Below are 6086 nucleotides of genomic sequence, written 5' to 3'. Positions count from 1 at the left end.
CCCTTCTGGCGCTTTATTAATGTATCAACTCTCCCCAGAGTTGTCAAGCGTTTTGTGAAAATATTTTTGACTTTTTTGGAAAGCTATACACACCAAGGGTTTCGACATTTATCGCCTGCTCCGGTATCCCCTGGCTGACTCCTCTTTTAACTATGGGGTCTTTTTTTCGGCCCAAATACGGCTTTGGGGCGGACTATTTCCCCCGCATGGGTATAAGGACTCAGTGGTTCAACATGATGGGGCTTACTTGGAGTAGAGGTTAGGCAAAGTTAGAGTGTAAGGGGTGAGGCTGGAGCACTGGGTGAGGATGACAGAAGCAGGCTGGTGCATGAGTCATATATATGTAAGTGGTGTGTGCATTTCTGGGACTTTACTGAGGGAGGTTTGGATCTCAGATTGAGCCGATCGCCCTTAACAATTCCTCTGACTCAAAATCCAGAAGTTGACACGACACGGTACTCTAACCCTGATCGAACTCCCAGGAATCGATCGCCCGCAAATACACTCTCCTGAATTACACCCCCAAACTCCTTTAGTTACGCCAGTTATCAGCCTTTGATGAGCGAGCGCGAGTTGGTCTCCTCAACATCTACATCTAAAAAGTGCAAGTGACTCTCTTCCTCAGTATTGACAGCAATCACCAAACCTCTATTCCCCCAAGGAGCTATCGCCCGCGGTGAGGCAGGGCTGCTAAAATTCCCTACTTGAATCCCTTGACTGTTTAACACTTCTATCTGGCCCCCAACATCTGCCAATACCCATCCCCAATTAGCCACACAAGCAGACACGGGCAAAGTTTCAAGAGGAATTCGCGCTACCTTGAGCGGCCACAATTTCATCAACAGCACCGCCGCTTTACCACCTTGAGGAATTCCCAGCAAAGTATAAGGCTCAGGTGTCAACAGCATCTGTCCGACGCTGGCCGACAACCGCACAGAACCCACAGGGGTGCCGCGGCGAGTGTAAACTCTAAAAATAGTTTGGGGATTTTTTGGTTCGTTATCCGGCCAAACTGCTAAGACGTGTCGCCGATCCAGAAACATTAATTCTGGTAAATAGTGTTCTGGTAACGGCACAGTAGCGATCAGCTTCAGGGCTTTTTTCTGATCGCCCGCCGTGCTGTTTCCAGCTAAAGAATAAAAACGCAGTTCGCCGGGAACCGCTACTGTCAACCAGTTGCCGCGAGAGTCTACAGCAGCTTTTAAAGAATCTGGCCCTTGCCTCAAACCCATATCCAGTAAACACTGAGGCTCCCAAGATCGCTCATTGAGCCAGTAAAGTTTTTGGGGAGTGAGAACGCAGCAGCCGTTGGAAACAGGTAAAATGCCGCGCACGATTTCCGCCATTAATGAAATCGAAGTAGACATTTCTCCTGTAACTAGCTGTTTTCCCGGCTGAGACCAAACCTTGACCTCTGTACCTACAGCAGCATAGAGATAGGTTTCAGTGGCAATTAAAGCGGTCAACGGTGCAGGAAGTATCAGTGGCTTGGGCTGCGAAAGCGAATAGCGCACAGTCCGAAGTAAATTAATAGCCGACTGTGATACTTTTTCCTCTTCAACTTCCAGCAAAGAGTCAGTTTCCGACTTCAGACTTTTATCACCACTTGTGGGATTTTCCCAGGGAATAATGCAGTCGCCCAATTGCCTGACAGCGGGGTCGTACATGATCAGCCGCAGAGCTTGAGCCATTTGGGAAGCACTGGCAAAACGGCGGGCTGGCAGCTTTTCTAAAGATTTTTTGACTATTGCTTGCAAAGGTTCGGGGATGGCGTCTGGAAATTGCAAGCGTTGATTGAGGTGGGCCCACCTCAAGTCTCCGGGGGTTCCCCCGAAAGGGCGGTAGCCCATTAGCAATTCAAACAGCAGAATTCCTACTGCATATATATCTGACATCGGAGAAAAAAGACCGTAAAACCGCTCAGGGGCCATGTAAGCGGGGGAACCGACGGTAGCGTCGGGAGAAAGTTCTTGGTGGAGGCGAGTGGTACCAATTTCTGGCAGCCGACGCGCGATGCCAAAGTCAGACAGCCGGGGCGACCAACCTTTGGCCCCTAAAGTTAGGAGGATATTTTCGGGTTTGATGTCGCAGTGAACTACGCCTCGGCGGTGGGCGTAGTCTAAGCCGGCTAAAACTTCCATGACTAGCTGCAAACCTTCGAGCAGACGCAAGGGGCGCTCTTGTTTGAGCAGGTTGCGGAGGGTTCCTCCCTCGCAGTAGTCCATAACCAAGTACCTGCCTGTAGCTGTGTGTTCTAGAGCACGGCAGGTAACGATGTTCGGGTGCTGCAAGGTGATCAGAAACCACAGCTCTCGCAAGAATTCGCTAGTTGGGGCTTTTTGATGACTAAGTTCTTTGAGAGCAACCAGTTGGCTGGTGAGGCGGGAGTCCTGGGCGGGAGCTTCTCGAACGCTGGCACAAAAGACTCGACCAAATTGTCCTTGTCCGACTAGCCCTAAAATGCGGTACTTAGAATGTTGCATCGGTCTAATTATAGAAAAAGCTTGAGCTAGTATTAAAATATGTAAATAATTCTGACAAAAATTCAAATTTTTGAATCGCTCGCCAGGTACAGCCTATGTTATCTCAGGTTCATTCTCAGCCTCCTTGAGAGCGATCGCACAGTCGCACCTACTAAAATCCTTGAGCTTCGGAATCACTATCAATCTTGCCGGATGCCTGTACCCGATCGGGAACTACCTGTGGCTGCTATTTTAGTCGATCGCGACTATTACAGTTTTTTCAATGCCCTCCAGAAAGTTTCTAAGGTTTTAGCTTTTCAAGGCTAAGCTGGGGAATCGGGGCGAGGAAACAGCGATAGGAGCAAAACAGAAGTGCGGTTATGCCATAGGGGTTAGAGAGCCACAAGCCGATGCTGTGGTCAAGGCATCTTAACCTTTTTGAGTGTTAGCTAAATTTATTTGCGCTTTGAATAAGTTGATCGTAACTTGCTAAATACTGAACTTGACAGGAGCAAACATCAATATGGTTAAAATTATTAAACTAGATCCAATTGCGGAGGAAATAGCAGTCGAAACCCGATCGAATATCCTGTCTGCCTTACTTTCCAAAGACTTAGACGTTCTCAAGGAATGCGGGGGGCGGGGAATGTGCGCTACCTGCCATGTTTACATTAAAGAAGGCATGGAAGGCTTGTCGGACATGAACCGCCGCGAGAAAAGGACGTTGGAAGTCATTACTACGGCTAAAGCCAATTCGCGACTTGCTTGTCAGGCTCAAATTATGGGCGAGGGTGTGGTTGTAGAGTTGCCTGCGGGGATGTATATTAATGCTATTGAAAATGTCGAAGCTCTGATCGGCCGCCGAGCCCAGCAAGATTTATTACACCCAATTACGGGTCAAGTAGTTGTAGAATCAGGAAAGTTAATTACTCGTTCTATCGTTACACAGCTTAATGAAACCCGCTTTCAAGTAGGACAGTATTTAGTTCGCACTAAAGAAGCTTAAAACTGATATGTTTGTATTTTAGTAGTAGAGAAGAATCTATGTTGAGCCAACTTGCGCGTTTGAGCACGGAAACAGACGGACGCTACGCCAGTGCCGAAGAACTCCAATTTTTGAAAGACTACTTTCAGTCTTTGAATCACCGGATGAGTGCTTATAAAAAAATTCAAGCCTCTGAAACAGAAATTATGCGGCAAGTGGAAGCACAAATGCTGTCTCTAGACCCTAGTTTATTTAGGCGGGGGGCTAACGATATGACTGAAAAGTGCCGTGGAGATATTGTGCGGGTGTTGAGGCATTCGGCGGCAGCACTGTTGATTAATGATACTGAACGGTTGCGCGATCGGCTACTACTTTGGTTGCAAACTATTTTAGGCGCTGTTCAAGTTAGAAATACTGCGACCGTGACCTACGATGTGATGAAAAAGGTCCTCAAGCAATATCTCACGGTGGAAGAAAGGAACCTATTTTTTCCGATTCTGGACATTAACCGCACATTACTCGGCAAATAATCAAGGGGGTTGACCAGTTAACGCCGATAAACTGTGCCGTTAGGAAGAGTGGCTCCAATCAACTTCGCTCCCGTCAAATCCGCCTCAGTGAGAATCGCTCCCCGGAGGTTGGCTCCTGTCAAGTCAGCTTTCTGCAAGTTGGCTTTACTCAGGTTAGCTTTGGTCAAGTTAATTTCATGCAGGCAAGAATTAGACAGGTCGGCATTGATCAGGTAGGCTAGACTCAGGTTGGCTTTGCTGAGGTTGGCTCCGCTCAAGTTAGCTTCCATCAGATAAGCACCGCTTAAGTTGGCTTCATTCAACAATGCCTCTGCCATATTAATTCCAGTTAAAAGTTTGCGGCTCAAGTCTACACCGCTGAGGTCGGCTCCGCTGAGGTTAATACCGCTTAAGTGGCTACCATTCAAAGTAATGTTTCTCAGATAGGTTTTGCTGAGGTCTGCTTTGCACATATTGGCTCTATCCAAGCAAGCTTCGCTAAGGTCTGATCCGATCAAGCACGCGCCGTTTAAATAGGCTTGAGTGAGGTTAGCCCGCCTGAGATTAGCTTTCAACAGGTTGGCTTTGCTGAGGTTAGCACGGGTTAAGTTGGCTCCGGCTAGGTTGGCTTTGGATAATTCGGCTCCGGTGAGCTGTGCTTCGGTCAAGTCTGCCTCTTTGAGACTCGCTAGACTTAAGTAAGCATCTTTGAAGTTGGCTCCGTTGAGATTGGATTTAATCAGATAGGCTTTACTGAGATTTGCCTGAGTCAGAACGGCTTTGGTGAGGTTAGCGGCGCTCATATCTGCACCTATGAGATTAGCATTGGGAAGAATTGCTCCGGTCAGGTTTGCCCAATTCAGATGAGATCCGGCTAGGTTGGCGCCGGTGAGATTGGCTCCGATGAGATTGGCTCCACTCAGACTGGCAGCCATGAGGTTGGCGCCGGTGAGATTGGCTCCGCTGAGGTCAGCTTTGCTGAGATTGGCTCGGCTCAGATGGGCTTTGGTGAGGTCTGCCCCGCTGAGGTTAGCACCGATTAAGTAGGGTCGTTGCTGGTGTTGGTTGAGGTTTGCCAAAATTAGAGTTGGGGCATCGCTGGAACGGTATAAATCGATCGGACTCAACACAATGCCGCGCAGATTTGCCAGTCTAAAATCTCTTTCGCCGGCTGCATATCGAGTTAGAAGTTCATTGGCGTCCATTAAGTTCTAGCAAAATATTTGAGGTTTTGATTGCTTTTAAATTTTAGGAATTTCTAGAGTAAGTTATGAATTTTATTGCTGCTAGTTATAATCAGGTTTTATTTAAATTGCTAAAACCTAATTTTTTGACTTAGGAGCTTTTTTATAATTTAACTCACAGTTTTGATGATACGGTGGATAATATGACTACCAAAAAATCATTTTGACAGCTATTAGAAACAAAGTAATAGCTGTCAAATAAGTCAGTTTTTTTGGAAAAGTTGAGTGATAATAGCTTCATGGTCTTTTCCTTCTTCGACCATAGAATCTGCTGGTTGGAGGCGATCGCGCAGCCCTAAAATAAAGCGGTTGCAGTCCGAACCCAATGATTCGCAGGATGTTTGCAGGCAGTGAAGTTCTCGACCCGTAAGCTGACTAAAGAACGAACTTAAAATACCTGCTTCTAAAAAACAGGCTGGTCGCTTAGACTTGGGGGCTGTTTTAGCAAAAAGAGAGTTAGCAATTTTTACTATTAAGAATCCATGTTCGGAATAGCTGGGGTCTAGATCAAATGTTCCCCATCCATGAGTTTTCCAACACTGCTGTAAGGACTGAAGAAATTCTACCATTTCCATTTCAGAAACTGGCTGACCGTAGTATTCGCTGACTTCTTCACAAAAACGCACGTAGAAGTTTTTACCCCACCAGCGACCGCAGTTGAAAAGCACGAGGCGGGAGGCTTGACCTGTTTCTTGTTCTAAGCCGATATAAATGGCTTGAATCAGTGTTTCTGGAAGTGCTAAGAGCCGATCGCCCCGTCGGTTTTCGAGGAGGCCGAGTTCGAGGTCGCCTCGGACGTAGGCATCGCTGGCAAAGTAGTTTCCAGGGAGTCGGGGCTGTTTGAGTAAGTCGGCAATATTAATCATCGGGAATTGGGAATTGGGAA

Annotated in this window: 5 protein-coding genes; 2 read left to right on the top strand and 3 right to left on the bottom strand. The window is 47.2% G+C overall.

What is annotated here, in order from left to right:
• Nucleotides 1–548 precede the first annotated feature (548 nt).
• Nucleotides 549–2483, bottom strand: a complete 1935-nt coding sequence (locus tag QUB51_RS22475) for a serine/threonine-protein kinase (RefSeq protein WP_333057693.1) — start codon at nt 2481–2483, stop codon at nt 549–551.
• 502 nt (nt 2484–2985) lie between these two features.
• On the opposite strand from QUB51_RS22475, the gene QUB51_RS22470 reads away from it, so the two are divergent.
• Nucleotides 2986–3468, top strand: coding sequence for a 2Fe-2S iron-sulfur cluster-binding protein (locus QUB51_RS22470; RefSeq protein WP_333057691.1), 483 nt, complete (start codon nt 2986–2988; stop codon nt 3466–3468).
• Nucleotides 3469–3506: 38 nt separating this feature from the next.
• Nucleotides 3507–3977, top strand: a complete 471-nt coding sequence (locus QUB51_RS22465; RefSeq protein WP_333057690.1) for a phycobilisome protein — start codon at nt 3507–3509, stop codon at nt 3975–3977.
• A 17-nt stretch (nt 3978–3994) separates the two neighbouring features.
• Here QUB51_RS22465 and QUB51_RS22460 read toward each other — a convergent pair whose 3' ends face one another.
• Both QUB51_RS22460 and QUB51_RS22455 read right to left on the bottom strand, forming a co-directional pair.
• Complete coding sequence (locus QUB51_RS22460) at nt 3995–5161, bottom strand: pentapeptide repeat-containing protein (protein WP_333057689.1); 1167 nt, start codon at nt 5159–5161, stop codon at nt 3995–3997.
• 242 nt (nt 5162–5403) lie between these two features.
• Nucleotides 5404–6066, bottom strand: a complete 663-nt coding sequence (locus tag QUB51_RS22455; RefSeq protein WP_333057688.1) for a V4R domain-containing protein — start codon at nt 6064–6066, stop codon at nt 5404–5406.
• Nucleotides 6067–6086: the final 20 nt, after the last annotated feature.

This window comes from Microcoleus sp. AT8-A3 (assembly GCF_036705675.1).
In the GTDB taxonomy this organism is placed as follows: domain Bacteria; phylum Cyanobacteriota; class Cyanobacteriia; order Cyanobacteriales; family Microcoleaceae; genus Microcoleus.
Note: the sequence above shows the minus strand (reverse complement) of the source record. Positions and strands in the feature narration are given on the sequence as shown.